We start from the raw sequence: 26020 nt of genomic DNA on the forward strand, positions 1-26020 counted from the left end.
ATGCCGCATTTCACCACCTCCGACGGGCTGAAACTGCATTTTGAGGACGAGGGCACCGGCCTACCGCTGCTCTGCCTTGCTGGCCTTACCCGCGATGGGCGCGATTTCGACTATGTGCTGCCGCATCTGAGCGGCTGCCGGGTGATCCGGCTCGATTACCGGGGCCGGGGCAAATCCGAATTCGCCGCCGATCCGTTGACCTACAACATCCCGCGCGAAGGGCTGGATGTAGTGGAATTGCTCGACCATCTCGGGCTGGATAAGGTTGCCGTTCTTGGCACCTCGCGTGGCGGGCTGGTGGCGATGCTGCTGGCGGCGACGGTGCCCGACCGGCTGATCGGGGTGACGATGAATGACATCGGCCCGGTGATCGATCCGGGCGGGCTGGAGTTCATCATGGGCTATCTTGGCAAGCAGCCGCCGTGGAAAACCTATGAAGAGGCGGTGGCGGCGCGGCGCGGCAATATGCCGGGCTTTGTCGATGTGCCCGACAGCCGTTGGCGTGCCGAGGTCGAGAAGTTCTATGACCTCACCGACGATGGATTGCGCATCACCTACGATCCGAAACTGCGCGATGCGGTCGAAGCGGCAGGGGCGCAACCTGCGCCCGATCTCTGGCCGCTGTATGATGCGATTGCGGGCAAACCGCTGGCGATCATTCAGGGGGCGAATTCCGATCTGCTGTCGGCTGAGACCTTGGCCGAGATGCAAAAACGCCGCCCCGACGCGCATGTCGCCGTGGTGCCGGGGCGCGGCCACGTGCCGTTTCTGGATGAGCGCGAAGCTTTGGTGGCGCTAAGCGCATGGCTGGACGACATGCGATGAACATTGAGATGATCGAAGCCGCCTACGCGCGGATTTCCGGCGAGGTGCGGCGCACGCCTCTGCTGTCGTCGCCCTTCCTTGATGAGATCGCCGGGCGGCGCGTTTTGGTCAAGCCTGAGTGCTTGCAGCACACCGGCAGCTTTAAGTTTCGCGGCGGCCTGTCGGCGGTATCGGCGCTGGATTCGGCCGTGCGCGCCCGTGGCGTACTGGCGTTCTCGTCGGGCAACCATGCGCAGGGCGTGGCCTTGGCGGCGCAGAAATTCGGCGTGCCAGCGGTGATCGTGATGCCGTCCGACGCGCCTCAGATCAAGATCGCCAACACGCGGGCCTATGGCGCCGAAGTGGTGCTTTACACCCGTGGTGTGGACAATCGCGAGGCCATTGGCGCAGAGCTGACCGAGGCGCGCGGCTCGACGTTGATCCGGCCTTACGACGATCCGCAGGTGATCGCGGGGCAGGGCACCTGTGGGCTGGAGATTGCGCAGCAGGCGGCAGAGCTTGGCGTGGCCAAGGCCGATGTTCTGGTGTGCTGCGGTGGTGGCGGGCTAAGTTCCGGCATCGCTTTGGCCGCCGAGGCGCATGCGCCCGGCCTGCGCGTGCGCCCGACCGAGCCGGAGGGGTTTGACGATACCGCACGCTCGCTCAAAAGCGGTACGCGCGAGGGCAACGCGACCGAGGCCGGTGGCTTCTGTGACGCCATCCTGACGCCAAGCCCTGGCGAGCTGACCTTTCCGATCCTGCACCGGCTCTGCGGGCCGGGGGTGGTTGTCAGCGACGGTGAAGTGCGCCGCGCGATGGCGCTGGCGTTTGCCCATCTTAACGTGGTGGCCGAACCCGGCGGCACCGTCGCACTGGCCGGCGCGCTGTTTCACGGCCCGGAGATCGAAGGCGACGCGGTGATCTGCACGATCACCGGCGGCAACGTCGACCCCGAGGTCTTTGCGCGCGTCTTGGCATCGTGATCCCCGCCCTCGGCCGACTGTGACCGGGGGCGGATCGCGGCTTATCTCACGTGCAGATCGTATTCCACGCTACTCATCAGGTCCGGATACTTGGCCTTGTACGCGTCCCACATGGCCCGCAATTCGGGGCTGTGCGCCTTGATCGGGTCGCTCACCGAGGGGCGGGTAAACAACACCGATTCCTCAAGCGTCATCATCTTTTCGCCAACCTTGACTTGCTTGGGCGGCGTCCGCACCCGGCGGATGTCTTCGCTGATCACAAAGCACACGTGACCCTTTGGAATATCCGGCCCCGGCACCGTCTTGGACCACGTTTGCATCTCTGCAAAGGTCTTGTCCAATTCCTCGGCGACCTTGCTGGCCGTATTGCGCGCTTCGGAAAACGACAGACCGATGGTGACGGCATTCTTGGCAATGCCTTCGCTGCCGCTTTGGTATTTGTACTGCACGGATTGCGAGTAAGTGTCAGTGTCGCTGTGGCTCGAGGAGGACGACGTCACCAGCTTGGTTGTGACGGTCGAGGTGATGGTATTGGTGATCGGGGTCTTGGCGTTGACCAGTGAGATTGCGCTAAAGGTGCCCAGCGGGCTGTCGTGCCACGTTCCCTTGGGCCGAATAATCTTTGTTCCGGCCACGGCGGCCGGATAGCGGATCTCTTTTGATTTAAGCTTTAGCCGGTCCCATGTCGATTCATTACCATCAACGCCGCTGCGTCCCGGGAATTTGATGGTTTCCGCGATCGTGGCCTTTTTGTTGAACGTTTTCGCTAACCATGCCGTCAAACCGGCGCGCGAATTATCATCCTTGCGCCGTTTGACGGCGGTCTTTGCGTCCTCGCTCGAGGCAAACACCAGAATGTCCATTTCGAGGTCGTCAAAAACCCAGCCATCGCGGTTCGTCATCGAAAATTCGAGGTTCTTGGGAAACCCGATATCGCCCACATCCCCGGCATGGATCATGAAGTAATCCGGGGTCTTGGTCTCAAAGTTGTTCTTGGAATTGTCCAGCAGAACGGTCGTTGGCGCGTCCTGCGTATCGCCATTGATTTTTAGATAAATGGGGGCGTCACTCTGCTGTAGCGTCTTGACCGAGATTCCATAGACAATCTGCGTATAAGCCTCTGCTCCAAAATTTATGCCGGTCGTGGCGGTGTTTTGTGCCATCGTTTAGGTCCCCCCTTGTTGTCCCGGAAATCGGGCAACGAAACAGGGTAGGGCGGGCACCCGCTTTCGAGCAAGCTTTTAAACGGGGGGCTGTGAGCGGTGTGTTGAGCTTGCCCCCCATGCGGCCCTTGCGCCAGCGCGGGTCTGGTGGTTCCCTGCGGGTGTCCCGCGCAGCAAGGAACACGCCATGACCGATTTCACGATTGCCTCGTTCAACGTCAAAAACCTGATCGGACCGGACAAGGAATATTACCAGTTTCAGACCTATACCCCCGAGGAATACGCCTGGAAAAAGGACTGGATGGCCGACCAGCTTTTGACGATGGATGCCGATATCGTCGGCTTTCAGGAGATCTTTGAGGAAGAGGCGCTCACCGATGTGATCGAAGAGGCCGACGCCCGCGGGGCCGCGCTCAACCGGGCGTCGATCCCCGACAAGACCAAGCGTTACCACAAGAAAGCGATCTTCCGAAAACTGGCCTACCGCGCCTATGACGATGCCTCGCTCGCCTTTGCGCCCAACGCCGCCGATGACGGCGTGCCGGGCCAGCGCCGCCCCGGCGTGGCGATCCTGTCGCGCTTTGGCTTTGTGGGCGAACCGGAGGTTATTCAGGATCTCGACACGCCTCTGACCATCCCGTTCCGCCCGCTGCGCGGCCTTGAGGCGGGCGACAGCGGCCAGTTCACCCTGCACCGTCTGTCGCGTCCGGTGCTCAAGGCGCGCATCCCGGTGGGCGGGCAGGTGATCACCGTGTTCAACTGCCACCTGAAGTCGAAACTGGGCGAATACCTCACCCCGCCGGGGGCGGAATTTGCGCCCGAAGAAAACCTGTTGCGCTATGATCCTGTGGGCCGCGCGATGGGGTCTTTGCGGGCGGCGGTGCGGCGGATGGCCGAAGCTTGGGTGCTGCGCGGCGAGATCGTCGCCGAGCTCGACCAAGGCAATCCAGTGATGGTGCTGGGCGATTTCAACGATGGCGAAGATGCGGTGAGTTCGGAAATCATCGCCGGTGAGGTGCCGTTCAAGAACTACGGCTGGATGCTGCGCCACGATGCCGAGGACCGAGGCGACCGTTATACGCGGGAAGAGAACCTGCAAATCACCGAGGCGGTGGATAAGGTCCGGTTGCATTCTGCGGAAAAGCTGTTCGTGCGCAAATCCCTGCGCGATATGGTGTTTACCTCGGCTTTCGGTGGCAACTTCCAGTCGATTGACCAGATTTTCATGTCGCGCCATTTCCACCCCGACCATGACAAACGCATCGGCCAGATGGAGTATTTCAGCGCGCTCAACGATCACCTGACCGACGGCAGCCACCCCGAAGCGCCGTATAACAAGCTCGCCTCTGACCACGGCCAGATCATGGCGCATATCCGGCTGAACACGGGGGACAGGAATACCTGACTTTCCCGCGCGGCACAGGCTGGGCTATCCTTGATCCATTGTGGTTTTCAGGTGAAAGGTGGCGTCCGACGCCCCGTTTTTTAATTTCACTGCGGGTCGGTCGCTGTGTTTAAAAATGGAATTATTTGACGCGCGCCTCGGTGTTCTGGCGCTTTTGGCGGCTGCTGGCTATGGCGTGGCCACAATCGGTATGAAGGTTGCCTCGGACGGCTGGACCGGCGTTGCGCTGGGCCTGATCTTGGTGGGGTTCTTCGCGGCCACACAGGCCGAGATTATCCTGATGCGGAGCATGTCGCTCAGCGTGCTGTATTTTGCTGTCATCGCACTCGAAACGTTGATCGTGCTGACCTATGCCTTCAGCATCGGCGAGGGGCTAAGCGCGCGTGAATCGCTTGGCGGCGGGATGATCCTGACCGGGCTGATCATCGTGTCGCATTAAGCCTCGGGCGTTGCCCTTGCTATTGCTCCGCCAGTTGGTATGCCGATTGCCGTAGGCAACCGGGGGCCGTGATGGGCAATTTCGTCGATGCAAATGGCATCAGCTTGTACGTCGTGGAAGAGGGCGACCCCGGTGGCGCGCCGCTGGTGTTTTCCAACGCGCTGGGCTGTGATCTGCGGATCTGGGACGGCGTGGTGGCGCAACTGCCGCCCGGTTTGCGCATCATTCGCTATGACACGCGCGGCCACGGGCGGTCGGATTGCCCGCCGGGGCCGTATGCGATGGGCACGCTGATCCGCGATGCCGAGGCGCTGATGGATGCTTTGGAGGTGCGCGATGCGGTGATGGTCGGGCTGTCGCTGGGCGGGATGGTGGCGCAGGGGTTAGCGGTCAAACGGCTCGATCTGATCCGCGGCTTGGTGCTGTCACACACCGCCGCCAAGATCGGTCTGCCCGCGCATTGGGACGCACGGATTGACGCGGTCAAGGCGGGCGGCACGGCGGCGATTTCCGACATGCTGATGGAGCGCTGGTTCACCCGCACATTTCGCAGCAGCCCTGCGGCGCAAGCGATCCGCGAGATGCTGGAAAGCCAGCCGCGCGAGGGCCACGCCGCCTGTTGCGCCGCGATTTCGGGCACCGATTTCTACACCCCCACCTCTGGCCTGCGTCTGCCCTGCCTCGGCATTGCCGCGAGCGAAGATGGCACCACGCCGCCCGACCTAGTGCGCGAAACCGTTGAGTTGATCCCCGGATCGCGCTTTGCGTTGATGCGGCGGGCCGGGCATATGGCCTGCGTCGAGCGGCCCGAGGATTATGCCGAGTTGCTGACCGGCTTCCTGAGAGAGATTGGCCATGTCTGACATTCTGCTGATCCACGGTTCCTGCCACGGCGCATGGTGCTGGCGCGACCTGATCCCCGCACTCAACGCGCGCGGCCATAACGCCCGCGCCATCGACCTTCCCGGTGCGGGGGCGGACGAAACGCCGCTGGCCGATGTCACCCTCGACAGCTACGCCGAGGCGATTGTCGCGGCGCTTGGCCCGCGTACGGTTCTGCTTGGCCATTCCGCCGCCGGATATGCCATCACCGCCGCCGCCGAGCGCGCGCCAGAGCGGATTGCGCGGCTGGTCTACCTTTGTGCCTACGTGCCGGAACATGCCCGCTCGATGCTGGATCTGCGCCGCGATTCCGCGCGCCAGCCGCTGAGCGGTGGGCTGATCAAAAGCGACGATGGGCTAAGCTATGCCGCGCGCCCCGAGGCCGCCGCCGCCACGTTCTATCACGATTGCACCCCCGATCAGCAGCGCTTTGGGCTTGCCCACCTCGGCCCGCAGCCGATCGCGCCGCAAGCCGCAGTGCCACTGATCAGCAATGCCTCGCGCGATCTGCCGCGCAGCTATATCCTGTGCGGCGATGACCAGACCATCCCACCCGAGCATCAGGCCGCGATGGTGGCCAATTGGCCGCCCGAGGATGTGCATCGCCTCGCGTCCGGGCATTCGCCGTTTCTCTCGGCACCGGGGCCGCTTGCCGCGCTGATCGACCAGTTGTTGCCAAAGTGACCTCACGTCGCATTCGCCGCAGGGGGGCGTTTGCGGGTTTCCAGCTTGCGGCGTTTTTGCTTGGGTGAACCTCTTAAATGGAGACATCATGCCAACAATCAAAGCCGCCGTTCTGCGCGAATTCGGAGCGCCGTTGGAGATCGAAGAGATCACCCTGCGCGCCCCCGAAGCGGGCGAAATCGAAGTGACGTTGGAGGCGGTGGCGATCTGCCATTCCGACATTTCCTTTGCGGATGGATCATGGGGCGGCACCTTGCCAGCGGTTTATGGCCACGAGGCGGCGGGGCGGATTTCGGCGCTGGGCGCGGGTGTGAGCGGGCTGTCCGAGGGCGATTTCGTTGTTGTGACCCTGATCAAACCCTGCGGCACCTGCCCCAATTGCGGCACCGGCAAACCCACGATCTGCGACACACCCAATGATACGGCGCAAAAGCTGACTGATGCCAGCGGCGCCCCGGTTGAGGCGGCGATGAACTGCGGGGCCTTTGCCGAACGGGTGGTGGTGGCCGCATCGCAGGTGGTGCGCGTCGACAGCGCCATTCCGGCCGAGAGCGCGGCTTTGCTGGCCTGTGGCGTGATCACCGGCGTCGGCGCGGTGATCAACGCCGGGCGGCTGCGCGTGGGCGAGGATGTTGTGGTGATCGGCGCCGGCGGCGTTGGGCTGAACGCGATCCAAGGCGCGAAAATCGCCGGAGCGCGGCGGATTGTGGCGGTCGACATGAGCGAAGAGAAGCTCGCCATCGCCCGCGAATTTGGCGCGACGCATGGCGTGCTTGGCACCTCAAAAGCGCCGTGGAAAGATGCCTTTGATGCGCTGGGCGGGCGCGGTGCGGATGTTGTGGCCGTCACCGTCGGCGCAATCCCGGCTTATGACGACGCGCAGCGCTATCTTGGCTGGGGCGGGCGGATGGTTATGGTCGGCATGCCCAAAACCGGTGCAATGGCGCAGTACGAACCGGTGGTGAACGCCTTCATGAGCACCGCGATGGTGGGCTCGAAAATGGGCGACGTGGTGATTGCGCGGGATATTCCGTGGATGGCCGATCTGTACGCGCAAGGGCGGCTTAAGCTGGATGAGCTGGTGTCGGGCCGCTGGCGGCTCGATCAGATCAACGAGGCGATTGCCGACACCAAATCCGGCGCGGCACGGCGCAATGTGATCCTGTTCGCGTGAGCGGTTCAGTCATCGTCAAATGCGCCATCCCAGCCGAACCCGACAATCGTCTCTTCCATGCCGCGCATCGCCCGGTACAGCGCCAAAGCGGCGGCATTGTCCGGTTCGGTCCCAAGCCAGATGCCGTTTTCACAGCCGATGCCGCGCGCATGGGCCATCAGTGCCTGCGTCACCGCTTGGGCCAATCCCTGCCGCCGGTGGCACGCGCGGGTGCCGACCTCATTGATGAAAAATCCCGGCGGTTTGTCGGGGTGCAATAGCACGGTGCCCGAGGCGAACGACACGATATTCCCGCCCTCAATCGCCGCCGCCATCGCGTGCAGCGGGCTGTGCAGAAACGCCTGCGCCTGTTCGTGAATGATGGGGGTATCAAACAACCCCTGCGTGACATTCAACAGCAGCGCGGTATCCTGCGCTGACAATATGCGGATGTCCGGCATGACCCACCTCAAAAGAAAGACCCTGCCATGAAGCTCGCCGATTTGGATGTGATTGTCACGGCGCCGCCTGCGCCGGGGTGGGGCGGGCGCTATTGGATTTTGGTCAAAGTGACGACGGACAACGGCATTACCGGCTGGGGCGAATGTTACGCTGCCTCGGTTGGGCCCAAGGCGATGGAAGCGGTGATCCGCGACGTGTTCGAGCGGCATATGGCGGGCGAAAACCCCGAGAATATCGAGCGGATGTACCGCCGCGCCTATTCGTCGGGCTTTACCCAGCGCCCCGATCTGACGGTGATGGGCGCGTTTTCCGGGCTTGAGATTGCCTGTTGGGACATCCTCGGCAAGGCGCGCGACCGTCCGATCTGGGCGCTGCTCGGCGGGATGATGAACGAGAGGCTGCGCGCCTATTCCTACCTCTATCCTTTGCCCGACCACCCGCTGCCCGACTTCTGGATCTCGCCTGAGATGGCTGCCGAAAGCGCGCTCGATCTGGTGAGCCGAGGCTATACAGCGGTCAAATTCGACCCGGCAGGGCCCTATACCATGCGCGGCGGCCACCAACCGGCGCTCAGCGATATTTCCATGTCGATGAGCTTTTGCGAAGCGGTGCGCGAGGCGGTGGGCGACCGGGCCGATCTGTTGTTCGGCACGCATGGGCAGTTCACCACCGGCGGCGCGATCCGGCTGGGGCAAGCGATCGAGGCCTATCAGCCGCTGTGGTACGAAGAGCCGATCCCGCCGGATAACCTGCTCGAGTTCCGCAAGGTGGCCGAAGCGGTGCGCATCCCACTCGCCACCGGCGAACGGATGACCACGCGGGCCGAATTCGGCGCGGTTCTGCAAACCGGCGGGGCCAGCATCCTGCAACCGGCGCTGGGGCGCTCGGGCGGGATATGGGAGACGCGCAAGATCGCGGCGATGGCCGAGGTGTTCAACGCCCAGATCGCGCCGCATCTTTATGCCGGGCCGGTGGAATGGGCGGCGAATGTGCAACTGGCCGCCACGATCCCCAACCTGTTGATGATCGAAACCATCGAAACCCCGTTTCACCACGATTTGATCGGCGGGGCGATCACCGTCGATCAGGGCTTTGTCACCCCCTCCAACGCCCCCGGCCTTGGCATCGAGGTGAACGAAGCCCTCGCCCGCGCCCATCCCTATGACGACACCGGGTTGCACCTCGAGATGCAGGAAGCGCCCTGTAACTATGCCGGTGGCAACCTGTTTGCCGGGGGCGCGCCAGTTAAGATCGACCAGTAAAACTAGACCCTTGAAGATCGACCAGTAAAGCTCGACCAGTAAAGCTCGACCAGTGAAGCTAAACCGGTGCAGCTAAACCCATGCAGCAAAGCTGATTGTCGCAACCGGCAGGGCCGTGATACATGTGGGCAGTAGTGAGTTTCTAGGCAACGGCGTATTGTGACAGACACACAGGCGAACCCTGACCCCGACCAGCTGGCCGAAAGCGCGAAGTTGGCCGCCGGGTATCTCAAGACGCTGGCCCATGAGGGCCGGCTGATGATCCTGTGCCACATCGGCCAAGGCGAGATGTCGGTCGGCGCGCTAGAGGAAACGCTAGGGATGCGGCAGGCGGCGGTCAGCCAGATGCTGGCCCGCCTGCGCGACGAGGGTTTGGTGACCACCCGGCGCGAGGGCAAGACGATTTACTATACGCTCGCGGATGACCGCACGCGGCGGATGATCGAACTGCTGTACGAATATTACTGTAGCTGATCCTCGGTCCAGCGGGCGGTGCTTTGGCTGAAATCGCCTTCGGCCAGCGCTGCCAGCGGCAGACATATCTCCAAAGCCTCTGCCTGCCAGTTCCAACCAATCAGCGGCGCGCGCGGCAGCCGCAGCAGCGATGCAACCGGCCCCTCGGCGGTAAAGGTGACGTCGCCCATTGCCAGAGTCGTGGCCTCGGCGGTGCTGGCGAGATAGGCCTCCCAATCGGCGCGGGCCTCGGGGGGGAGCGCCTCTTTGTCCGTCGCCAGCATGGCGCAGGCGCGTGCGGCCAGCATCAGGTGCCAGTCTTCGGCCCAGCGGCTGCGCGGTGTGCCCTCGGGGCCCCAGGCCGAGCGAACGGCCGGGACATTGCGCTGATAAATCCGCACCGGTTCGGGCTCTTCTGCGACAGTGGGCAGGTCCGGCGCAGGTTCGCTCAGGAACAGCGGCAACTCAAGATGGCCGAGCACATCACAGATCAGGGCAAGCCCCTCGGGCGGCAATTCGTCCTGCACCCGGTCCAGCAGGTCATCTATCCGGGCCAGCGTGGCGCGGGCGGCGGCAATATCCTGGTGCCCGGTGTGCAATATACCGGGGTTGGCAATCGGGCGGGCCATCCGGCGGGGCTGTGGCGCACTGCGCAGCATCCGGCCCCAGATGCCATTCGCACCGGGTTTTTGCTCCGCTTGCGCGCTGGCATCTTCGGCGCTGGCTTCGGCACTCAGCTTGTCAAGATAGGCCACCGACCGGTCAAGCTCGGCGTGCAACGCCGCCATCAACTCAAGCGCTGACGCAAGGTTTACCGGCTGACAGGAGGGGTGGCTGAGGTCAAACGCAAGCGGCTCTGGCGGCGCGGCAGGATACGGCGTGCGCGCCAGATCGCGGCGCAGCGTGTCGGTGCCATTGGTCGGTGTGCCCTTTTGGGTGCTGTGAATAACAATCGGCTGGCCATTCTCAGCCAGAAACAGCCGCAGCCAGCCCCGGCGTGGCCCGCGTCCGCGCCAAAGTGCGGCGGGCAGGGCGCTCATGTCGATCTGGGCCAGAAACCGCGCTGCCTTTGGCGCGGCCATGCCGTGGGGCAGGTCGGGGCGCCCGCCTATCCATCCCAACGCCGTGTCGGGCGTGTCTGTGGTGGGGTAAAGCCAAACGGTATCGTCGTCCAGTAAGGGGGCGCGTTGTTCCATAAATGTATTCCTCTCGCGCCCTGATTAATCAAAAGATTGCGGGAAAATTGCGGCACAACCACGGCAATATAGGCGAGGGCGGGGGCTATTCCGGCACAAGCTCGGGGCCGGATGCGCCCAGCCTTACCTGCCAGTCGCGCACCGGGGCGGTGCGCGCGCGCAACCGGGCCAGGCGCCATCTCTCGGCCTCGGGGTGATGCGCGGGGTCAAGCTTCCAGCGGCTCTCCACTCCCGGCGCGCCACCTGTTGTGCCCGGCGTCAACAACAGCCCCAGCGGGGCGCTGCCTTGGGCCTTTGCCCCGGCTTCGGCGGCCAGATGCATCCGCCGCACCTGCGTCAGGTTGGGCAGGCCGGGCAGGTCGCCCACCACCAAAGGCACGGCCCCCGAGCGCAACACCTCTTCCAGCGTCCAGAGAATATCCTCGGGGCGCTTGGGGCTGACAAAGATAAACCGCTCCGGCTTGCAAAACGCCACCATTCCGGGGCCATAAAGCCGATCCGCCTCCCAGGCGGGCGCGACCCAGATCACCGGGCCAGAGCTTTCGCGCTGGACCGCACCGGCGATCCAGGCCGCAAGGGTGCGCCGCGCCCGGCCGCACAGCTCATGCACCCGCATCTGTGCAAGGGACAACTCGCCCATGACAGACAGCGCAGGCCGGCCCTGATCCGGGGCACGCGTAAGAAGGGCAAGATGGCGACTCATGGGCCCATCTTACATGTTCGCGAAATGTTCCGCAAATACTCTTGCCGTGACGGCCCGGCCCATCGCGGCGCAAAAACCGGCGCGCCGCTTCGGCAACTGTACCGCGTGACCGACACCTACCGGCACCCGCGCCCCTTCTGCGGCCCGGACCACGCGCGCGCGACCTACCGAACGACCTGCCGAACAGTTTACCAACCGGTTTTCGGGGCTTTATCTTCCCCGCCCGCGCGGCATAGGGTCCGCACAACTCTGACCGAAGGACCGACCCATGAAGATGACGCAGCTTGGCCGCAGCGGCCTGAGTGTTTCCGAACTTTGCCTTGGCACGATGACATTCGGCACCCAAACCCCGCCCGCCGAAGCCCACCGACAGATCGACCGCGCATTGGCCGCCGGCATCAACTTCATCGACACCGCCGAGATGTATCCGGTCAATCCCAAGTCGCGCGAAACCGCCGGAGGGACCGAAAGCATCATCGGCGATTGGGTCGCTGCCAGTGGCCGGCGCGGTGATGTGATCCTTGGGACCAAACATCTGGGCAACGGGTCAAACCAGTCGCCCGACGGGGGGCCGATTTCGTCCAAGACCATCCCGGCGGCGATCGAAGGCTCGCTCAAGCGGCTGAAAACCGATGTGATCGACCTCTATCAATTCCACTGGCCCAACCGCGGCTCTTACATGTTTCGCAAGAACTGGACCTTTGATCCCTCGTCCCAGAACCGCGCCGCAGTGATTGACGATATCGAGGATTGCCTTGGCGCGCTCCAACGCGAGGTTGAACGCGGCACTATCCGCGCCTTTGGCGTGTCGAACGAAAGCGCCTGGGGCACAACGCAGTGGATCGAAGCGGCGGGGCGCGTGGGCGGGCCTCGGGTGGCCTCGCTGCAAAACGAGTATTCGCTGATGTGCCGGTTGGCCGACACCGACGTTGCCGAAATGTGCTGGAACGAAGATGTGGGCCTGTTGCCCTTCTCGCCGCTGGCCTGTGGCTATCTGACCGGGAAGTACAGCGGTGCGCAGGCGCCCCAAGCCTCGCGCATGGATCTCACCGGCGACATGGGCGGCCGCGACAGCACGCGCACCCGCGAGATTGCCGATCTTTACGTTGGCGTCGCGCGCAAACACGGGCTCGATCCGGTGCACATGGCGCTGGCCTGGACGGTGCAGCGGCCTTTCGTCGCCTCCTCGATCTTTGGCGCGACGACTTTCGAGCAGTTGGAACACGCTTTGGGGGCCGCAGATGTCACGCTGGATCAAGAGGTTATCACGGAACTCGACGCGGTGAACCAAGCCCACCCCATGCCGTACTAAGCACGGCTGACACAGCGGAGCGGTTAACTTTCCCTAGGTGTTCAGTCCCGGCATGTGGTGGATCGGATTTACGATGAAACGATCTGGCTCTGAAGTCTAGATTTTACAGATGTATTCGTGGGGCGTCAGACCGTTGAGCGTCTTGAGTCTTCGGGCGAAGTTGTAGGCTGCTATGAAGTCGGCGAGGTGCGTGCGCAGCCGTTCGTGGTTTTCGTAAAGGAAGCGTTTGACGTTTGCTTCCTTGATGGTTCGGTTCATTCTCTCGACCCTGCCTTTGGTCCCGGGATGGTTTGGCTTGGTCAAGCGATGCTCAATCCCATGCGCCTCACAGATCATGTCGAAGCGCATCTGGCGCGAATATGCTGTGTTCGTGTTGCGGCGTTGCTCGGCAAACTGAATGCGGTTGTCGGTCAGAATTGTGTGGATGCGATAGGGGACTGCCTTGAGCAGATGTTCGAGGAAATCCCAGGCGGTCTTGCGATCCGCCTTGTCCACGAGTTGGGTGATCGCAAATTTGCTGGTCCGGTCAATGCCTACAAAGAGATAGAGCTTGCCCTCCGCCGACTGAACTTCGGCGATATCGATATGAAAGAAGCCGATAGGGTAACGCTTGAACTTCTGCCGCTTTGGCACGTCACCTTCGATATCCGGCAAGCGAGAGATGCCGTGCCGCTGAAGACACCGATGTAGCGCGGATCGCGTCAGATGCGGGACAGGCGGCTGAAGAGCATAGAGACAATCATCCAGCGGCAGTAACATGTGCCGCCGGAAGGCAACGATCATTGCCTCCTCTGCTTGCGTAAGAACGGTTGAACGCGGTTCCTCCGGCCCTGTCATCAAGTCTTCGACCGTCGCGCGCTTGCGCCACTTTGCGACGGTCTTGGGATTGATGCTTATCTCCTCGCTCAACTGCGAGAGCGAAGCTTGCGATCGCTGTATCGCAGCTCTGACGGCGTGCGTTGTCGTGGCGCTCCCGTGACGAACTTGTCCCACATAGCTTCCTTCTATTTCTGAGAAAGAATCGCACCATCAAACCGTGGGATCAAACACCTTAACATTTCAGCTTGCGCGCGGTGAATTCTGCGCTCATTTTAACGAAATGTTAAAGTTTTGTTCCCGCTTCGTTTTGTTGGCTGCCGGTTTTCTGGCTGTGCCGGTTGGCATGGCCCAAGCCGTCACTCCCGAGATTTCCGGCGTGACGCGCGTGATCGACGCCGACACGCTGGACGTGGACGGAACCCGCATCCGGCTGTTCGGGATCGACGCGGTGGAAACCCGCCAGACCTGTCGCCATCCGACCCGTGGCGTCTGGCCCTGTGGCCGGGATGTGACGCGCGAAGTGTCGGTCTGGCTCGACGGCGAAACCCTGCGCTGCTTGCCGCGTGACACCGACCGTTATGGCCGTGTGGTGGCGATCTGTTACCTGAAGGAGGCCGACGTCGGCGGCGTGCTGGTCGAGTCTGGCCTCGCCTTTGCCTATCGCAAATATTCCGAACTTTATCTGCCGCATCAGGCGCGCGCGCTCAAGGCGGGACGGGGGCTTTGGACCTCGGTTGTGATCCAGCCGGAAGCCTTTCGGAGGGGCGGGACAGGCACAGATAAGCCGGTGGTTCCGGTGCAGGCGGGCTGTCGGATCAAGGGCAATATCTCGTCCAAGGGCGTGCGGATATACCATGTGCCGGGGCAGAAATATTACGAGAAAACAAGGATTTCGCCGCGAAAAGGCGAGCGCTGGTTCTGTAGCGAAACTGAGGCCCGCCAAGCCGGATGGCGCAAGTCGCGCATCTAAGCGGGGCCAAATTCTATTGATAGAATTTTGAAATTCCTTCGAAGGAATTTGGCACCCGATTGCTAAGCAAGCCGCCGGGTGCCACCGTCATTCGTGTATCAGCTCTTGCGCGCCTCGCGGATCAACTGGAGGATGTTCTGCGCTGCTTCGGGGATATTGGTGCCCGGCCCAAAGATCGCCTTCACGCCGGCGTTTTTCAGGAAATCGTAATCCTGCTGTGGGATAACCCCGCCACAGATCACCAGAATATCGCCCGCGTCATTGGCCTGTAGCGCCTTGATCAACTGCGGCGCCAGCGTCTTGTGGCCCGCCGCCTGGGACGAGATGCCGATGACGTGCACATCGTTGTCGATGGCGTCTTGCGCGGCCTCATCCGGGGTCTGGAACAGCGGCCCCACATCGACGTCAAAGCCGATGTCGGCAAAGGCGGTGGCAATCACCTTGGCCCCGCGATCATGCCCGTCCTGGCCCATTTTCACCACCAGCATCCGAGGGCGGCGGCCTTCTTCCTCGGCGAAATCCTCGACAGATTTCTGGATCGCGGCAAAGCCTTCGTCACCTTCATACGCCGCGCCATACACCCCGGCGAGGGTCTTGACCTCGGCGCGGTGCCGACCGAATTGCTTTTCCATCGCCATGCTGATTTCTCCTACGCTGGCACGGGCACGCGCGGCTTCGACCGCCGCGTCCAACAGGTTGCCGCCCTCTTTGGCGCGGCGGGTGAGTTCCTCAAGTGCCGCATCACAGGCCGCCTGATCGCGGCTGCCCCGGATGCGTTCGAGCCGAGCAATCTGGCTGTCGCGGACCGCCACGTTGTCGACGTCGAGAATGTCGATCGGGTCTTCCTTGTCCTTGCGATATTTGTTGACGCCCACAATCACCTCGGTGCCACGGTCGATCATTGCCTGACGGGTGGCGGCGGTTTCCTCGATCCGCAGCTTGGGCATGCCCGAGGCCACGGCCTTGGTCATCCCGCCCATCTCCTCGACCTCTTCGATCAGCGCCCAGGCCTTTTCGGCCAGATCATGGGTCAGCTTTTCAACGTAGTACGAGCCCGCCAGCGGATCGACCACATTGGTTACGCCGGTCTCTTCTTGCAGGATCAACTGGGTGTTGCGTGCGATCCGGGCTGAGAAATCGGTGGGCAGGGCAATCGCCTCATCAAGCGCGTTGGTGTGCAGCGACTGCGTGCCGCCGAGCACCGCCGACATCGCCTCATATGCGGTGCGGATCACGTTGTTATAGGGGTCTTGCTCTTGCAGCGACACGCCCGAGGTTTGGCAGTGGGTGCGCAGCATCTTGGAGCGGTCATTCTTGGCCCCGAACTCGGTCATGATCCGGTGCCACAGCAGGCGTGCGGCGCGCAGCTTGGCGGCCTCCATGAAGAAGTTCATCCCGATGGCGAAGAAGAAGGACAGACGCCCGGCGAATTTGTCGACGTCCATCCCGGCCTCGATCGCCGCGCGCACATATTCGCGCCCGTCGGCCAGCGTATAGGCCAGCTCTTGCACCAGGTTCGCCCCGGCCTCTTGCATGTGGTAGCCAGAGATCGAGATCGAGTTGAATTTCGGCATCCCGTCCGAGGTGTATTCGATGATGTCCGAGATGATCCGCATCGACGGTTCCGGCGGATAGATATAGGTGTTGCGGACCATGAACTCCTTCAGAATATCGTTCTGAATCGTGCCCGACAGCAGCGCCTTGTCGTGGCCTTGCTCTTCGCCCGCCACGATAAAGCTCGCCAGAATCGGGATCACCGCACCGTTCATCGTCATCGAGACCGACACCTTGTCGAGCGGGATGCCGTCGAACAGGATCTTCATGTCCTCAACCGAATCGATGGCCACGCCCGCCTTGCCAACATCGCCTTCGACGCGAGGGTGATCACTGTCATAGCCCCGGTGGGTGGCGAGGTCGAACGCGACCGAAACGCCCTGTTGCCCGGCGGCCAGATTGCGGCGGTAAAAGGCGTTGCTCTCCTCGGCGGTCGAGAAGCCAGCGTATTGCCGGATCGTCCAGGGCCGGCCGGCATACATCGTCGCCTTGGGGCCGCGCGTGAACGGCGCAAAGCCCGGCAGGCTGCCCATATGCGGCAGGTCGGCGGTGTCTTCTTCGGTGTACACCGGGTTGACCGGGATGCCCTCAAGCGTGTTCCAGGTCAGGTCGTCCAAGGGGCGGCCGCGCAGCTCCTTTTCCGCCAGTGCCTTCCAGTCGTCCTTCGAATGGGTCATCTGTTGTCCTTTCCAATGGGCAGGGCACGGGGCACACCTGCGAATTCGTATTGCATCGGCGTTATGTCACGCCATTCTCAGTCGCAATTCGGCGGCAAACGCCTATATGCTGTGAACGAGGAGAGCCCATGGCCAATATGTACCGCGTTCTGATGTTGTTCTGTGTCCTGACCGCCACGGCGGCGGTGGCGCAAGAAGATGTGGCCGCCGCGCCACCGAGCGAGGACGCGCCAACGCTGGATGTTCCGACGCTGGAAAACGCGGCCCCTGTCACCGGCGATCCGCTGGATGGGGGGGATATTGTGGCCGATGAGGTCGAGGCCGAAGAGGACCCGGTGATCCTGCCCGCAGGCGCGCATGAGCTTAGCGAATATCTTTGGCTCAAACGCCCTGTGGTGGTGTTCGCCGACACCGAGAATGACCCGCGCTTCCAGCAACAGATGGATCTGTTGAGGGAGCGTCTGGCCGAACTGGCCGAACGCGATGTGGTTGTGCTGACCGATACCGATCCCAGCACGCTTAGCCCGTTGCGGGAAAATTTGCGCCCGCGCGGCTTTATGCTGGTGCTGCTCGGCAAGGATGGCAGCGTGTACCTGCGCAAACCCTTCCCGTGGTCGGTCCGCGAGATTTCGCGCTCGATCGACAAGATGCCGCTGCGCCAGCAGGAAATCCGCGACAGACGCGAGCGGCGGGATGACTCGCCGCGCAACTGACCACCAGATTCATTGAAATTTGACACAATCGGTCTTATATAAAGGCCAAGACCCGTGCGATACTTGGCACTGGTGAGACCAGAGAAAGGACTGCGGACGTGCAATATCAGCCCAAACAGCCCGAAAAGACGCCCGGTGGACCGGGGGGCGGCGGCGATTACTGACGCGCTGTTCATAGCAAGATATCCTTATTCAGCCCGGAGCGTGGAATCGCCTCGGGCTTTTCTACGCCCAGATTTCGGTTGACCGCTTCCAGCGCCCGTAGACCCCAATAAAGCGTGCCCTTGCGCTGTTGCGTCAGCTCGGCGTGCCATGACACCCGGCGCAGCGCTTCCAGCGCGCGAAACTCATCGCGGTGCGTATCTGCCACCATCGTCGTCAACTCGGACACCGCCGAATAAAACCGCAACAGCGGCTCAAGCGTGGCGGGGTTGATCACATGCAACTGGCCCGACACGGCGTCATAGACGGTGGCAGGGCTTTCCGAGGCGGCGAAGGGGAAATAGGCGCTGCCCGGCGCATCGCCGCCCCGCTTGATTTTCTCCTGCACCGCTTCGGCCTGTTCGGTGATCGGGTGACTGTCGAGCTTTTCGACAATGGTGAACACCTCAGAGCGCAGTGCGAGCAACAGGTCGAACTCCTGCGCCTTGCGCTCGGAAAACCGGCGCTCTTCTTGCAGCACAAAGGTGGTGAGCCAGCCGGCCACGATGATCAGCCCGGCCAGGATCGCCTGACGCAGCCGCACATCCATCGCCGTATCGGTCATCACCCAGATCATTGGCAGCAAGATCGCCAGCACGATCGGCAGGATCACCAGCAAGCCGCGCCGCAGCATCCGCAAAAGATCGCGGTCGCCCCGGCGCCAATAGGCGGCCAAAAGCAGCACCAGAACCAGCGTTGTGAGTGACAGACCGGCCATCCGGTCCGCCAACACCACGCCAGTTGCGGCAAAGCTTAGCCCCAGCCACACGGCCAGAAAGGTTGCTATCCAGCCCAGCGCCGCCATGACAGGATCATTCGAATTCCATGATCACGTCGTCAACGGCAAGGCTTTCCCCCGCGCTGGCGTTGATCTTGGACACCACACCGGCTTTCTCGGCGCGCAGGATGTTCTCCATCTTCATCGCCTCGACGGTGCACAGCGCCTGACCGTCCTGCACCTCGTCGCCCACTTCAACGTTGACCTTCACGATCAGGCCGGGCATCGGGCATAGCAGCAGTTTCGAGGTATCGGGCGGCAGTTTCTCGGGCATCAGTTCGGCAAGCTCGGCCTGACGACGCGAACGCACATGCACCTTAAGATCGGCCCCGCGGCTGCGGATGCGGAACCCGTGGGTGATCTTGTCGGCCTTGAGCACCAGCGGCGCGCCATCCACCGACATCTTGGCCAGTGTCTGGCCCGGCAGCCAGTTGCCTTCAACCCGCAGGCTTTCGCCATCCTCAAAATGGACGTCCGCGCCCGCGGCCTCGGCGTCAAGCGTCAGGTGGTAGGTCACACCTTGCAGAGTGACAGTGGCCTTGTTGTCGACCCGGCGTTCGTGGTTATCGAGGCGTCCGGACACGCGGGTGCGGCGAATTTCGGCCACCCGGTTCATCGCCGCCGTACAGGCCGCGATCTGGCGCAAGGCAGTATCGTCGAGCGTAACCCCCTCAAAACCATCGGGATATTCCTCACCGATAAAGGCGGTGGTCATCTCGCCGCTGGCAAATTTCTCGTGGTCCATCACCGCCGACAGGAACGGAATGTTGTGGCCAATGCCCTCAACCTCGAAACTGTCGAGCGCCACGCGCATCGCCTCGATCGCTTGGTCGCGGGTCGGGGCCCAGGTGCAGAGCTTGGCAATCATCGGGTCGTAATACATCGAGATTTCGCCACCCTCGAACACGCCGGTGTCATTGCGCACGGCGGTCGCGCCTTCGGGGGCCTCGCCCTGCCATTTGTCGTTCACCAACAGCGGGCCAGCAGCCACCTCGGCGGGCGGACGATAGCGCGTCAGGCGGCCAATCGAGGGCAGGAACCCGCGATAGGGGTCTTCGGCATACAGCCGGCTTTCCACCGCCCAACCGGTCAGTTTTACATCGTCTTGGGTGATGCTCAGCGGCTCGCCTGCGGCAACGCGGATCATCTGTTCTACCAAATCTACACCTGTGATCAATTCGGTCACAGGATGTTCAACCTGGAGTCGTGTATTCATTTCAAGGAAATAGAAGTTTTTGTTGCCGTCGACAATGAACTCTACAGTCCCGGCGCTGGTATAGCCCACGGCTTTGGCCAGCGCGACAGATTGCTCGCCCATTGCCTTGCGGGTGGCTTCGTCAAGGAAAGGCGAGGGGGCCTCTTCGATGACTTTCTGATTGCGGCGCTGGATCGAACATTCCCGCTCGCCGAGGTAAATGCCATTGCCATGCGCGTCACATAGCACCTGAATTTCAATATGGCGTGGTTGCGTTACGAACTTCTCGATAAAAATCCGGTCGTCGCCAAAACTATTCGCGGCCTCGTTTTTGGAGGATTGAAAGCCTTCGCGGGCCTCTTCGTCATTCCAGGCAATCCGCATGCCTTTGCCACCGCCCCCGGCGCTGGCTTTGATCATCACCGGATAACCCACCTGATTCGAAATCTTAACGGCGTCGTCGGCATCTTCGATCAGGCCCATATAGCCCGGCACGGTGCTGACATTGGCCTCTTGGGCAATCTTTTTCGAGGTGATCTTGTCGCCCATTGCCTTGATCGCGTCGACGGGCGGGCCCACAAAGGCAACGCCAGCGGCCTCAAGTGCCTCTGCAAACTTGGGGTTTTCTGACAGAAAGCCATAACCGGGGTGCACGGCTTCGGCCCCGGTCTGCTTAATCGCCTCCATCACCTTATCAATAACGATATACGATTGGTTGGCGGGTGGCGGGCCAATATGCACCGCTTCATCGGCCATTGCCACATGCAGCGCGTGTTTGTCGGCGTCGGAATAAATCGCGACGGTCTCGATACCCATCTTGCGGGCCGTCTTGATAACACGGCAGGCAATTTCGCCGCGATTGGCGATCAGGATTTTTCTGAACATGGGGAGTCCTTCTTGGTCTTATTGGACACGACAAAATGGCCCCACGGTGCAATGCGCACCGGGAGCCACTTGAAGGTGGTGAGAGGAAGCAGGTTTAACGCAGAAGTGGCGAGACCATTGAATAGCCCGACCGAGAGGTTATCTCGGCTCGGCTGCACGATGAAACCGTGGCCACCACGAACACCAATACCATGATGAATTGAATTTGTTTTACTGCTCTCATTTTTTGCCCCTTTTGGCAGGCGCTTAATGGAGTTCAGGTTACGCTTTTGTTTCCAATTCGTAACCCCAGTTAATTCAATTGGTGGTTGTCCTGATGCGAATCCGCAGCAGTTGCATTTTGCAACTATATTGCTGCGGTGCGGCAATTGAGGAAAAGGCGCGGACGGATGCATAGGGGAAACGCAGAGCCGTCCGCAGATCGCAGGGTCACGGGGGATGGCAGGAAGAGACTGGAAAGACCGCCGCACCCGTGTATCTGCAACACTGCGTCCAGTTTTAAGCAATGCCAAGCGCAAGCCGACGGCCCTGAAAGGCTCGGCAGAGCTCCGCGCGTTTCGCAGAATCATGGGCGGGAACATGCTCAATTCCAGGTTCCGCCCTGCTCAAAGGCCTCGGGGAACGCGCGGCGCGCGGCGTCTTCGTCGATGATCAGACGCGCCTCATAGTCCTCAATATCAAAGGGGTCGTCATACGGCAGCACCTCGCGGCCAAACAGCCAGCTCAGCCGCCCTCCGTCAAGGTTGCCGCGCTCGAAGGGCTCAGTGCCGAACTGCATCCACAGCGCCGCCATAAACCACAGGTCGGCCCGCTTGTCGGGGGGGCGGCGGTCACGTTTGCGCTCGCGCCGGATCAGCGGCGTGGCGCCATCGGGATTGGCGCGTCGGATGGTAAATTGGAAATCGGTGCCGGGAAGGCGGCCAGGGAAACCGCGATGCTTGATCATGCCATGCCTCCCCGGATGGAGGTGGGCGCAAGCGGAGCAGGCCCAAAGGCCTGCCCCGAAGTGTTATTACTTGTATTTGCCGGTGTAGACGGGCTCGACCGAAATCGGCTCCGGATCAACGACAATGTATTCCTCTTCTTGCTGCTGCGAACATGCGGCAACAACTGTGAAAAGGCCAAGCGCTGCGATGAGCTTGATGCTCTTGGACATAAAGTTCTCCTGTCAGTCACAACGGCACAGTTGCGCGCGCCGCGCGCGGCACCATGCCGACACATAGGTAAGGTCACTTGGGGGTAACCCGCCTTAACTTTAGCCGATAAGCATACGGAAATATACGGGTTTTCGCTTTGTCCACGTCCATGTGGCGCGAAAGCCGCAAACTGTGATCCGGCGGCGGATTGAGCCGCAATATATAGTGTTGTCATCAGAACAACTCCCAGATGCAGATGCCGTCCTGAAGTGAATAGGACTCGAAATATTGGGCGATGTCGGGTGCGATACTGCCAAACGCCAGCGGCTCAGTGCTGATTGAAACGATGATCCGTTGGACGGCAATTCCACGAAGCGTGACTTCGGGAACAGCGGCAGCATTGCAGAGGTACTCCATGTCGGTAAACACCGCCTCAAGGTCGTCGATCTTGGACTCAAGGTCGGGTGCCACAAACCTGGCACGAAAGATGCCGTGCATGTCTGCGGTTTCATCAAGGTATTCAAGCAAGAACGCCCCAAGACCCGACGGCATATCAACCGGCGCCGGGTCTACCGGGGTCTGGTCGCTCAGAGTAGGATCAGCCAGGGCCGGATCGATCAGCATCGGATCCGCCAATGCCGTATTGGTGGCAGGGGCAGGGGCCCCGAATACAGCGATGAATGCAAGTGTGATCAAGGGGCAGCCCCACCCCCGTTGCCGGGCTCCTCCCGGTGGGGCTGCGCGGCATGTGGGTCCCCCTCGTGCCGCTTTTTCCTTGATCTGAAGAGTGGTCATAACAGAACTTTCCGCCGCGTCAATAGCGCAGAATGAGACCAGCGTGCGCGCAGCCTGCTATCATCCAAAAGCGCTTTGATCTGCGCTTCGGTTTCGTCCTTGGGGAAGCGCCCCGCAACCGCACCGCCTGCCGTCACCCGCAGGCCATCATCGTCCTGTTCGATCCGCACCGCGGGCGCAAATCCGCGCAGCCCGCGCAGCCGCCGCCACATGTCCTGACGGATCATATGCGCCAGCGGCACCATCCGCAGCGGCGCAAACCGCGTCACCGCCGACACATCAAACCGCGCCACGGCATGGCGGGACAGGGTCAGCCCCTGCGCGTCTCGGGTGATGTGCCAGCGTTTGGCCACGGGTGGTGCCTCCGGTTAAACTGCGGTGCCTTGAGTGGCGTTACAACGGGATGTTGTCGTGCTTTTTCCACGGGTTGGTGAGCTTTTTGCCGCGCAGTGCCGCAAAGGCGCGGCTGACCCGTTTGCGGGTCGAATGCGGCATGATCACCTCGTCAATAAAGCCACGTTCGGCGGCGACAAACGGGTTGGCAAAGCGGGTTTCATAATCCGCCGTGCGCTTGGCGATCTTCTCCGGGTCGCCCAGTTCCGAGCGATAAAGGATCTCGGTCGCGCCCTTGGCCCCCATCACCGCAATCTCGGCGGTGGGCCAAGCATAGTTCATATCGCCGCGCAGGTGCTTGGACGCCATCACGTCGTAAGCCCCGCCATAGGCCTTGCGGGTGATCACCGTGACCTTGGGCACCGTCGCCTCGCCATAGGCAAACAGCAGCTTGGCGCCGTGTTTGATGACACCGCCATATTCCTGCGTCGTGCCGGGCAAGAAGCCCGGAACGTCAACAAAGGTCAGGATCGGGATTTCGAAGGCATCGCAGAATCGGACGAATCGCGCCGCCTTGCGCGACGAATCGATATCAAGGCACCCGGCGAGCACCATCGGCTGGTTGGCGACAACGCCCACGGTCTGGCCTTCAAGCCGGATAAAGCCGGTGATGATGTTCTTGGCGAAGTCCTCTTGAATCTCATAGAAATCACCTTCATCCGCCGTTTTGTGGATCAGCTCTTTCATGTCATACGGCGTGTTGGCGTTTTCGGGCACCAGCGTATCAAGGCTTTTGTCGAGCCGGTTCACATCGTCGAAAAACGGCCGCACCGGCGGCTTTTCGCGGTTGTTGAGCGGCAGGAAATCGACAAGGCGGCGCACTTCGGCCAGCGCTTCGACATCGTTCTCAAACGCACCGTCGGCGACCGATGACTTCTTGGTGTGGGTGGACGCACCGCCCAGCTCTTCGGCAGTGACCTGTTCGTTGGTCACGGTTTTCACCACGTCGGGGCCGGTGACGAACATGTAAGAGCTGTCGCGCACCATAAAGATAAAGTCGGTCATCGCCGGGGAATAGACTGCGCCGCCCGCGCAGGGGCCCATGATCACGCTGATCTGCGGCACCACGCCCGAGGCCATGATATTGCGCTGAAACACCTCGGCATAGCCGGCCAGCGCGTCGACGCCTTCTTGGATGCGCGCGCCGCCGGAATCATTGAGGCCGATCACAGGCGCGCCGTTCTGCATCGCCATGTCCATGATCTTGCAGATCTTTTGCGCGTGGGTCGCGCTGACCGAGCCGCCAAGAACGGTGAAATCCTGGCTGTAGACATAGACCATGCGGCCATTGACCGTGCCCCAGCCGGTGACAACGCCGTCGCCTGCGGGCTGGTTGTCTTCCATGCCGAAATCGGTGCAACGGTGGGTGACGAAGGTGTCGTATTCTTCGAAACTCTCCTCATCGAGCAGCAGCTCGACCCTTTCGCGCGCGGTCAGTTTGCCCTTGGCGTGCTGCGCGTCGATCCGCTTTTGGCCTCCGCCCATGCGGGCGTCTTGGCGGCGGTCTTCGAGTTCCTGAAGAATATCTTTCATCATCGGCCCCTTGAATGTGTGGCGCGACAATACTGCAGTGCAGCACTGAGGCAAGGGAAACGTGGCATATTTGCAAATCCCTTCGCTGCATAATATGAATATTTGCAAATTTTGGCTGCTTGAAAATTATCGCGCGCAAATTTCTGCATAAATGCACAATCCACTGTGCAAACCAGACCGGACTTTCCACGCTCGCACCGATGGACACCCCCTAAGCCCGGGCGTAACAAAAACAAATGTCAGACACACCCAACGTTCGTTTTCTCGACCGGTCGACCCCGCCCCATATCGCAACTTTGATACTCTTGGCGGGCATGTCGGCATTGGCGATGAATATCTTTCTGCCGTCGCTTCCGGGCATGACGGCCTATTTCGGCACGGAATACCGGCTGATCCAGCTTTCGGTGGCGATTTACCTTGCGGTCAACGCCCTGCTGCAGCTGGTGGTGGGCCCGTTGTCCGACCAAATGGGCCGCCGGCCGGTGATCCTTGGCGGGCTGGCGATTTTCGTTGTGGCGACGCTGGGCTGTATCTTTGCGCCCAATGTCACGGTGTTCCTGGTTTTCCGCATGGCACAGGCGGCGGTGGTGACTGCGATGGTGCTCAGCCGCGCCGTGGTGCGCGATATGGTGCCGCAGGATCAGGCCGCGTCGATGATTGGCTATGTTACGATGGGCATGGCCGTGGTGCCGATGCTCGGGCCGGTTGTTGGCGGCTTTCTCGATGGGCTTTGGGGTTGGAAGGCCTCGTTCTGGCTGTTGTTTATCGGTGGTGCGGCCACATTGTGGCTGGCCTACCGCGATCTCGGCGAGACCAAGCAGCGCTCAGGCCAAACCCTGTTGCAGCAGTTCCAAGATTACCCCGAGCTGTTCGCCTCGCCCCGGTTCTGGGGCTATGCGCTGGCGGCAGCGCTGTCGTCGGGCGCGTTCTTCGCCTACCTCGGCGGCGCACCTTTTGTCGGATCGCAGGTGTACGGGCTTGAGCCGACGATGCTTGGCCTGTTGTTCGGCGCACCGGCGGTCGGGTATTTCGTCGGCAATGGCCTGTCGGGGCGGTATTCCGCGCGCATTGGGGTCAATCGCATGGTGCTGATCGGCGGCTGCATTGTGACCGGCGGTATGGCGTTGTCTTTGCTGGTGTTTGCCTTGGGCCAAGGCTCCGCGCTTAGCTTTTTCGGTTTCATGACCTTCGTCGGCCTCGGCAACGGCATGACCATTCCCAATGCCACAGCGGGCATGTTGTCGGTGCGCCCGCATCTGGCGGGCACCGCCAGCGGCCTTGGCGGCGCGATCATGATCGGCGGCGGGGCCGGGCTTTCGGCCTTGGCGGGCACTTTGTTGCAGCCGGGCACCGGGCCCTGGCCGCTGCTCTGGATGATGCTGATCACCGGCGGATTGAGCATCTGCGCCATCCTCTATGTGATGCTGCGCGAGCGGCGTTTGGGGCTGGCCTAGGCCAAAGGCGGCTTGC

General features: G+C 61.8%; 26 protein-coding genes and 1 pseudogene. 13 read left to right on the top strand and 14 right to left on the bottom strand.

Annotation, left to right across the window (positions count from 1 at the left end; genetic code table 11):
- Window positions 1-825, top strand: coding sequence for an alpha/beta fold hydrolase (locus tag ACW9UO_RS14720; protein ID WP_457086526.1), 825 nt, complete (start codon window positions 1-3; stop codon window positions 823-825).
- On the top strand, window positions 822-1787 hold the full coding sequence (locus ACW9UO_RS14725; protein WP_457088668.1) for a threonine ammonia-lyase: 966 nt from the start codon (window positions 822-824) through the stop codon (window positions 1785-1787). The genes ACW9UO_RS14720 and ACW9UO_RS14725 overlap by 4 nt, the downstream gene beginning before the upstream one ends.
- A 41-nt stretch (window positions 1788-1828) precedes the next feature.
- On the opposite strand, the gene ACW9UO_RS14730 is transcribed toward ACW9UO_RS14725, so the two are convergent.
- Entirely contained in the window at window positions 1829-2950 is a 1122-nt protein-coding gene (locus ACW9UO_RS14730) for a hypothetical protein (RefSeq protein ID WP_457086527.1), read from the bottom strand.
- Between the two features lie 187 nt (window positions 2951-3137).
- On the opposite strand from ACW9UO_RS14730, the gene ACW9UO_RS14735 reads away from it, so the two are divergent.
- The 5 genes from ACW9UO_RS14735 to ACW9UO_RS14755 all read left to right on the top strand — a co-directional run bounded on the left by ACW9UO_RS14735 (window position 3138) and on the right by ACW9UO_RS14755 (window position 7534).
- Window positions 3138-4355, top strand: coding sequence for an endonuclease/exonuclease/phosphatase family protein (locus ACW9UO_RS14735; protein ID WP_457086528.1), 1218 nt, complete (start codon window positions 3138-3140; stop codon window positions 4353-4355).
- A gap of 115 nt (window positions 4356-4470) precedes the next feature.
- The gene (locus ACW9UO_RS14740) at window positions 4471-4794 is read left to right on the top strand and encodes a 5-aminolevulinate synthase (protein WP_457086529.1); all 324 of its coding nucleotides are present in this window, start codon (window positions 4471-4473) and stop codon (window positions 4792-4794) included.
- Window positions 4795-4865: 71 nt separating this feature from the next.
- The gene (pcaD, locus tag ACW9UO_RS14745) at window positions 4866-5657 is read left to right on the top strand and encodes a 3-oxoadipate enol-lactonase (protein ID WP_457086530.1); all 792 of its coding nucleotides are present in this window, start codon (window positions 4866-4868) and stop codon (window positions 5655-5657) included.
- The gene (locus tag ACW9UO_RS14750; RefSeq protein WP_457086531.1) at window positions 5650-6360 is read left to right on the top strand and encodes an alpha/beta fold hydrolase; all 711 of its coding nucleotides are present in this window, start codon (window positions 5650-5652) and stop codon (window positions 6358-6360) included. The genes pcaD and ACW9UO_RS14750 overlap by 8 nt, the downstream gene beginning before the upstream one ends.
- A gap of 88 nt (window positions 6361-6448) precedes the next feature.
- The gene (locus ACW9UO_RS14755; protein ID WP_457086532.1) at window positions 6449-7534 is read left to right on the top strand and encodes a zinc-binding dehydrogenase; all 1086 of its coding nucleotides are present in this window, start codon (window positions 6449-6451) and stop codon (window positions 7532-7534) included.
- Window positions 7535-7539: 5 nt separating this feature from the next.
- On the opposite strand, the gene ACW9UO_RS14760 is transcribed toward ACW9UO_RS14755, so the two are convergent.
- Window positions 7540-7974, bottom strand: coding sequence for a GNAT family N-acetyltransferase (locus tag ACW9UO_RS14760; protein ID WP_457086533.1), 435 nt, complete (start codon window positions 7972-7974; stop codon window positions 7540-7542).
- 27 nt (window positions 7975-8001) lie between these two features.
- On the opposite strand from ACW9UO_RS14760, the gene ACW9UO_RS14765 reads away from it, so the two are divergent.
- A complete protein-coding gene (locus ACW9UO_RS14765) occupies window positions 8002-9237 on the top strand; it encodes a mandelate racemase/muconate lactonizing enzyme family protein (protein ID WP_457086534.1) in 1236 nt (411 codons plus the stop codon).
- A gap of 159 nt (window positions 9238-9396) precedes the next feature.
- Window positions 9397-9711: an ArsR/SmtB family transcription factor gene (locus tag ACW9UO_RS14770; RefSeq protein WP_457086535.1), complete on the top strand. Its 315-nt coding sequence runs from the start codon at window positions 9397-9399 to the stop codon at window positions 9709-9711.
- Here the strand turns inward: ACW9UO_RS14770 and ACW9UO_RS14775 are convergent.
- Both ACW9UO_RS14775 and ACW9UO_RS14780 read right to left on the bottom strand, forming a co-directional pair.
- Complete coding sequence (locus ACW9UO_RS14775; RefSeq protein WP_457086536.1) at window positions 9699-10886, bottom strand: DUF1963 domain-containing protein; 1188 nt, start codon at window positions 10884-10886, stop codon at window positions 9699-9701. The two genes, ACW9UO_RS14770 and ACW9UO_RS14775, sit on opposite strands and share 13 nt — an antisense overlap.
- Before the next feature lie 85 nt (window positions 10887-10971).
- Window positions 10972-11589 (bottom strand): ImuA family protein, encoded by a 618-nt coding sequence (locus ACW9UO_RS14780; protein ID WP_457086537.1) that lies wholly within the window; start codon window positions 11587-11589, stop codon window positions 10972-10974.
- A gap of 268 nt (window positions 11590-11857) precedes the next feature.
- On the opposite strand from ACW9UO_RS14780, the gene ACW9UO_RS14785 reads away from it, so the two are divergent.
- Complete coding sequence (locus ACW9UO_RS14785) at window positions 11858-12901, top strand: aldo/keto reductase (protein WP_457086538.1); 1044 nt, start codon at window positions 11858-11860, stop codon at window positions 12899-12901.
- A gap of 99 nt (window positions 12902-13000) precedes the next feature.
- On the opposite strand, the pseudogene ACW9UO_RS14790 reads toward ACW9UO_RS14785, so the two are convergent.
- Window positions 13001-13894 (bottom strand): annotated as a pseudogene (locus ACW9UO_RS14790) (IS481 family transposase); the annotation flags it as partial.
- Window positions 13895-14030: 136 nt separating this feature from the next.
- Here ACW9UO_RS14790 and ACW9UO_RS14795 point away from each other — a divergent pair.
- A complete protein-coding gene (locus ACW9UO_RS14795) occupies window positions 14031-14690 on the top strand; it encodes a thermonuclease family protein (RefSeq protein ID WP_457086539.1) in 660 nt (219 codons plus the stop codon).
- Window positions 14691-14788: 98 nt separating this feature from the next.
- Here ACW9UO_RS14795 and scpA read toward each other — a convergent pair whose 3' ends face one another.
- Window positions 14789-16921, bottom strand: a complete 2133-nt coding sequence (gene scpA, locus ACW9UO_RS14800) for a methylmalonyl-CoA mutase (protein ID WP_457086540.1) — start codon at window positions 16919-16921, stop codon at window positions 14789-14791.
- A 128-nt stretch (window positions 16922-17049) separates the two neighbouring features.
- Between scpA and ACW9UO_RS14805 the strand changes: the two genes are divergently transcribed.
- Window positions 17050-17634 carry a DUF4174 domain-containing protein gene (locus ACW9UO_RS14805; RefSeq protein ID WP_457086541.1) on the top strand — a complete coding sequence of 195 codons (585 nt, stop codon included), beginning with the start codon at window positions 17050-17052 and terminating at the stop codon, window positions 17632-17634.
- Window positions 17635-17806: 172 nt separating this feature from the next.
- Here ACW9UO_RS14805 and ACW9UO_RS14810 read toward each other — a convergent pair whose 3' ends face one another.
- The 8 genes from ACW9UO_RS14810 to ACW9UO_RS14845 form a co-directional block, all read right to left on the bottom strand.
- Window positions 17807-18640: a hypothetical protein gene (locus ACW9UO_RS14810; RefSeq protein ID WP_457086542.1), complete on the bottom strand. Its 834-nt coding sequence runs from the start codon at window positions 18638-18640 to the stop codon at window positions 17807-17809.
- A 7-nt stretch (window positions 18641-18647) separates the two neighbouring features.
- On the bottom strand, window positions 18648-20693 hold the full coding sequence (locus ACW9UO_RS14815; protein ID WP_457086543.1) for an ATP-binding protein: 2046 nt from the start codon (window positions 20691-20693) through the stop codon (window positions 18648-18650).
- On the bottom strand, window positions 20675-21262 hold the full coding sequence (locus ACW9UO_RS14820; protein ID WP_457086544.1) for a hypothetical protein: 588 nt from the start codon (window positions 21260-21262) through the stop codon (window positions 20675-20677). The genes ACW9UO_RS14815 and ACW9UO_RS14820 overlap by 19 nt, the downstream gene beginning before the upstream one ends.
- Before the next feature lie 14 nt (window positions 21263-21276).
- On the bottom strand, window positions 21277-21639 hold the full coding sequence (locus ACW9UO_RS14825; protein WP_457086545.1) for a hypothetical protein: 363 nt from the start codon (window positions 21637-21639) through the stop codon (window positions 21277-21279).
- A gap of 66 nt (window positions 21640-21705) precedes the next feature.
- A complete protein-coding gene (locus ACW9UO_RS14830) occupies window positions 21706-21849 on the bottom strand; it encodes a hypothetical protein (RefSeq protein ID WP_457086546.1) in 144 nt (47 codons plus the stop codon).
- 214 nt (window positions 21850-22063) lie between these two features.
- The gene (locus tag ACW9UO_RS14835; RefSeq protein WP_457086547.1) at window positions 22064-22525 is read right to left on the bottom strand and encodes a DUF6497 family protein; all 462 of its coding nucleotides are present in this window, start codon (window positions 22523-22525) and stop codon (window positions 22064-22066) included.
- A 95-nt stretch (window positions 22526-22620) separates the two neighbouring features.
- The gene (locus ACW9UO_RS14840) at window positions 22621-22977 is read right to left on the bottom strand and encodes a hypothetical protein (protein ID WP_457086548.1); all 357 of its coding nucleotides are present in this window, start codon (window positions 22975-22977) and stop codon (window positions 22621-22623) included.
- 40 nt (window positions 22978-23017) lie between these two features.
- Complete coding sequence (locus tag ACW9UO_RS14845) at window positions 23018-24550, bottom strand: acyl-CoA carboxylase subunit beta (RefSeq protein ID WP_457088669.1); 1533 nt, start codon at window positions 24548-24550, stop codon at window positions 23018-23020.
- Window positions 24551-24786: 236 nt separating this feature from the next.
- Between ACW9UO_RS14845 and ACW9UO_RS14850 the strand changes: the two genes are divergently transcribed.
- On the top strand, window positions 24787-26004 hold the full coding sequence (locus ACW9UO_RS14850; protein ID WP_457086549.1) for a multidrug effflux MFS transporter: 1218 nt from the start codon (window positions 24787-24789) through the stop codon (window positions 26002-26004).
- Window positions 26005-26020: the final 16 nt, after the last annotated feature.

This window comes from Marinovum sedimenti (assembly GCF_054052205.1).

Excerpts from the sequence above, each read along its gene's own strand:
- ACW9UO_RS14720 (WP_457086526.1), top strand. The coding sequence starts at position 1 with ATGCCGCATTTCACCACCTCCGACGGGCTGAAACTGCATTTTGAGGAC.
- ACW9UO_RS14725 (WP_457088668.1), top strand. The coding sequence starts at position 822 with ATGAACATTGAGATGATCGAAGCCGCCTACGCGCGGATTTCCGGCGAG.
- ACW9UO_RS14730 (WP_457086527.1), bottom strand. The coding sequence starts at position 2,950 with ATGGCACAAAACACCGCCACGACCGGCATAAATTTTGGAGCAGAGGCT.
- ACW9UO_RS14735 (WP_457086528.1), top strand. The coding sequence starts at position 3,138 with ATGACCGATTTCACGATTGCCTCGTTCAACGTCAAAAACCTGATCGGA.
- ACW9UO_RS14740 (WP_457086529.1), top strand. The coding sequence starts at position 4,471 with ATGGAATTATTTGACGCGCGCCTCGGTGTTCTGGCGCTTTTGGCGGCT.
- pcaD (WP_457086530.1), top strand. The coding sequence starts at position 4,866 with ATGGGCAATTTCGTCGATGCAAATGGCATCAGCTTGTACGTCGTGGAA.
- ACW9UO_RS14750 (WP_457086531.1), top strand. The coding sequence starts at position 5,650 with ATGTCTGACATTCTGCTGATCCACGGTTCCTGCCACGGCGCATGGTGC.
- ACW9UO_RS14755 (WP_457086532.1), top strand. The coding sequence starts at position 6,449 with ATGCCAACAATCAAAGCCGCCGTTCTGCGCGAATTCGGAGCGCCGTTG.
- ACW9UO_RS14760 (WP_457086533.1), bottom strand. The coding sequence starts at position 7,974 with ATGCCGGACATCCGCATATTGTCAGCGCAGGATACCGCGCTGCTGTTG.
- ACW9UO_RS14765 (WP_457086534.1), top strand. The coding sequence starts at position 8,002 with ATGAAGCTCGCCGATTTGGATGTGATTGTCACGGCGCCGCCTGCGCCG.
- ACW9UO_RS14775 (WP_457086536.1), bottom strand. The coding sequence starts at position 10,886 with ATGGAACAACGCGCCCCCTTACTGGACGACGATACCGTTTGGCTTTAC.
- ACW9UO_RS14780 (WP_457086537.1), bottom strand. The coding sequence starts at position 11,589 with ATGAGTCGCCATCTTGCCCTTCTTACGCGTGCCCCGGATCAGGGCCGG.
- ACW9UO_RS14785 (WP_457086538.1), top strand. The coding sequence starts at position 11,858 with ATGAAGATGACGCAGCTTGGCCGCAGCGGCCTGAGTGTTTCCGAACTT.
- scpA (WP_457086540.1), bottom strand. The coding sequence starts at position 16,921 with ATGACCCATTCGAAGGACGACTGGAAGGCACTGGCGGAAAAGGAGCTG.
- ACW9UO_RS14805 (WP_457086541.1), top strand. The coding sequence starts at position 17,050 with ATGGCCAATATGTACCGCGTTCTGATGTTGTTCTGTGTCCTGACCGCC.
- ACW9UO_RS14810 (WP_457086542.1), bottom strand. The coding sequence starts at position 18,640 with ATGGCGGCGCTGGGCTGGATAGCAACCTTTCTGGCCGTGTGGCTGGGG.
- ACW9UO_RS14815 (WP_457086543.1), bottom strand. The coding sequence starts at position 20,693 with ATGTTCAGAAAAATCCTGATCGCCAATCGCGGCGAAATTGCCTGCCGT.
- ACW9UO_RS14820 (WP_457086544.1), bottom strand. The coding sequence starts at position 21,262 with ATGATTCTGCGAAACGCGCGGAGCTCTGCCGAGCCTTTCAGGGCCGTC.
- ACW9UO_RS14825 (WP_457086545.1), bottom strand. The coding sequence starts at position 21,639 with ATGATCAAGCATCGCGGTTTCCCTGGCCGCCTTCCCGGCACCGATTTC.
- ACW9UO_RS14830 (WP_457086546.1), bottom strand. The coding sequence starts at position 21,849 with ATGTCCAAGAGCATCAAGCTCATCGCAGCGCTTGGCCTTTTCACAGTT.
- ACW9UO_RS14845 (WP_457088669.1), bottom strand. The coding sequence starts at position 24,550 with ATGAAAGATATTCTTCAGGAACTCGAAGACCGCCGCCAAGACGCCCGC.
- ACW9UO_RS14850 (WP_457086549.1), top strand. The coding sequence starts at position 24,787 with ATGTCAGACACACCCAACGTTCGTTTTCTCGACCGGTCGACCCCGCCC.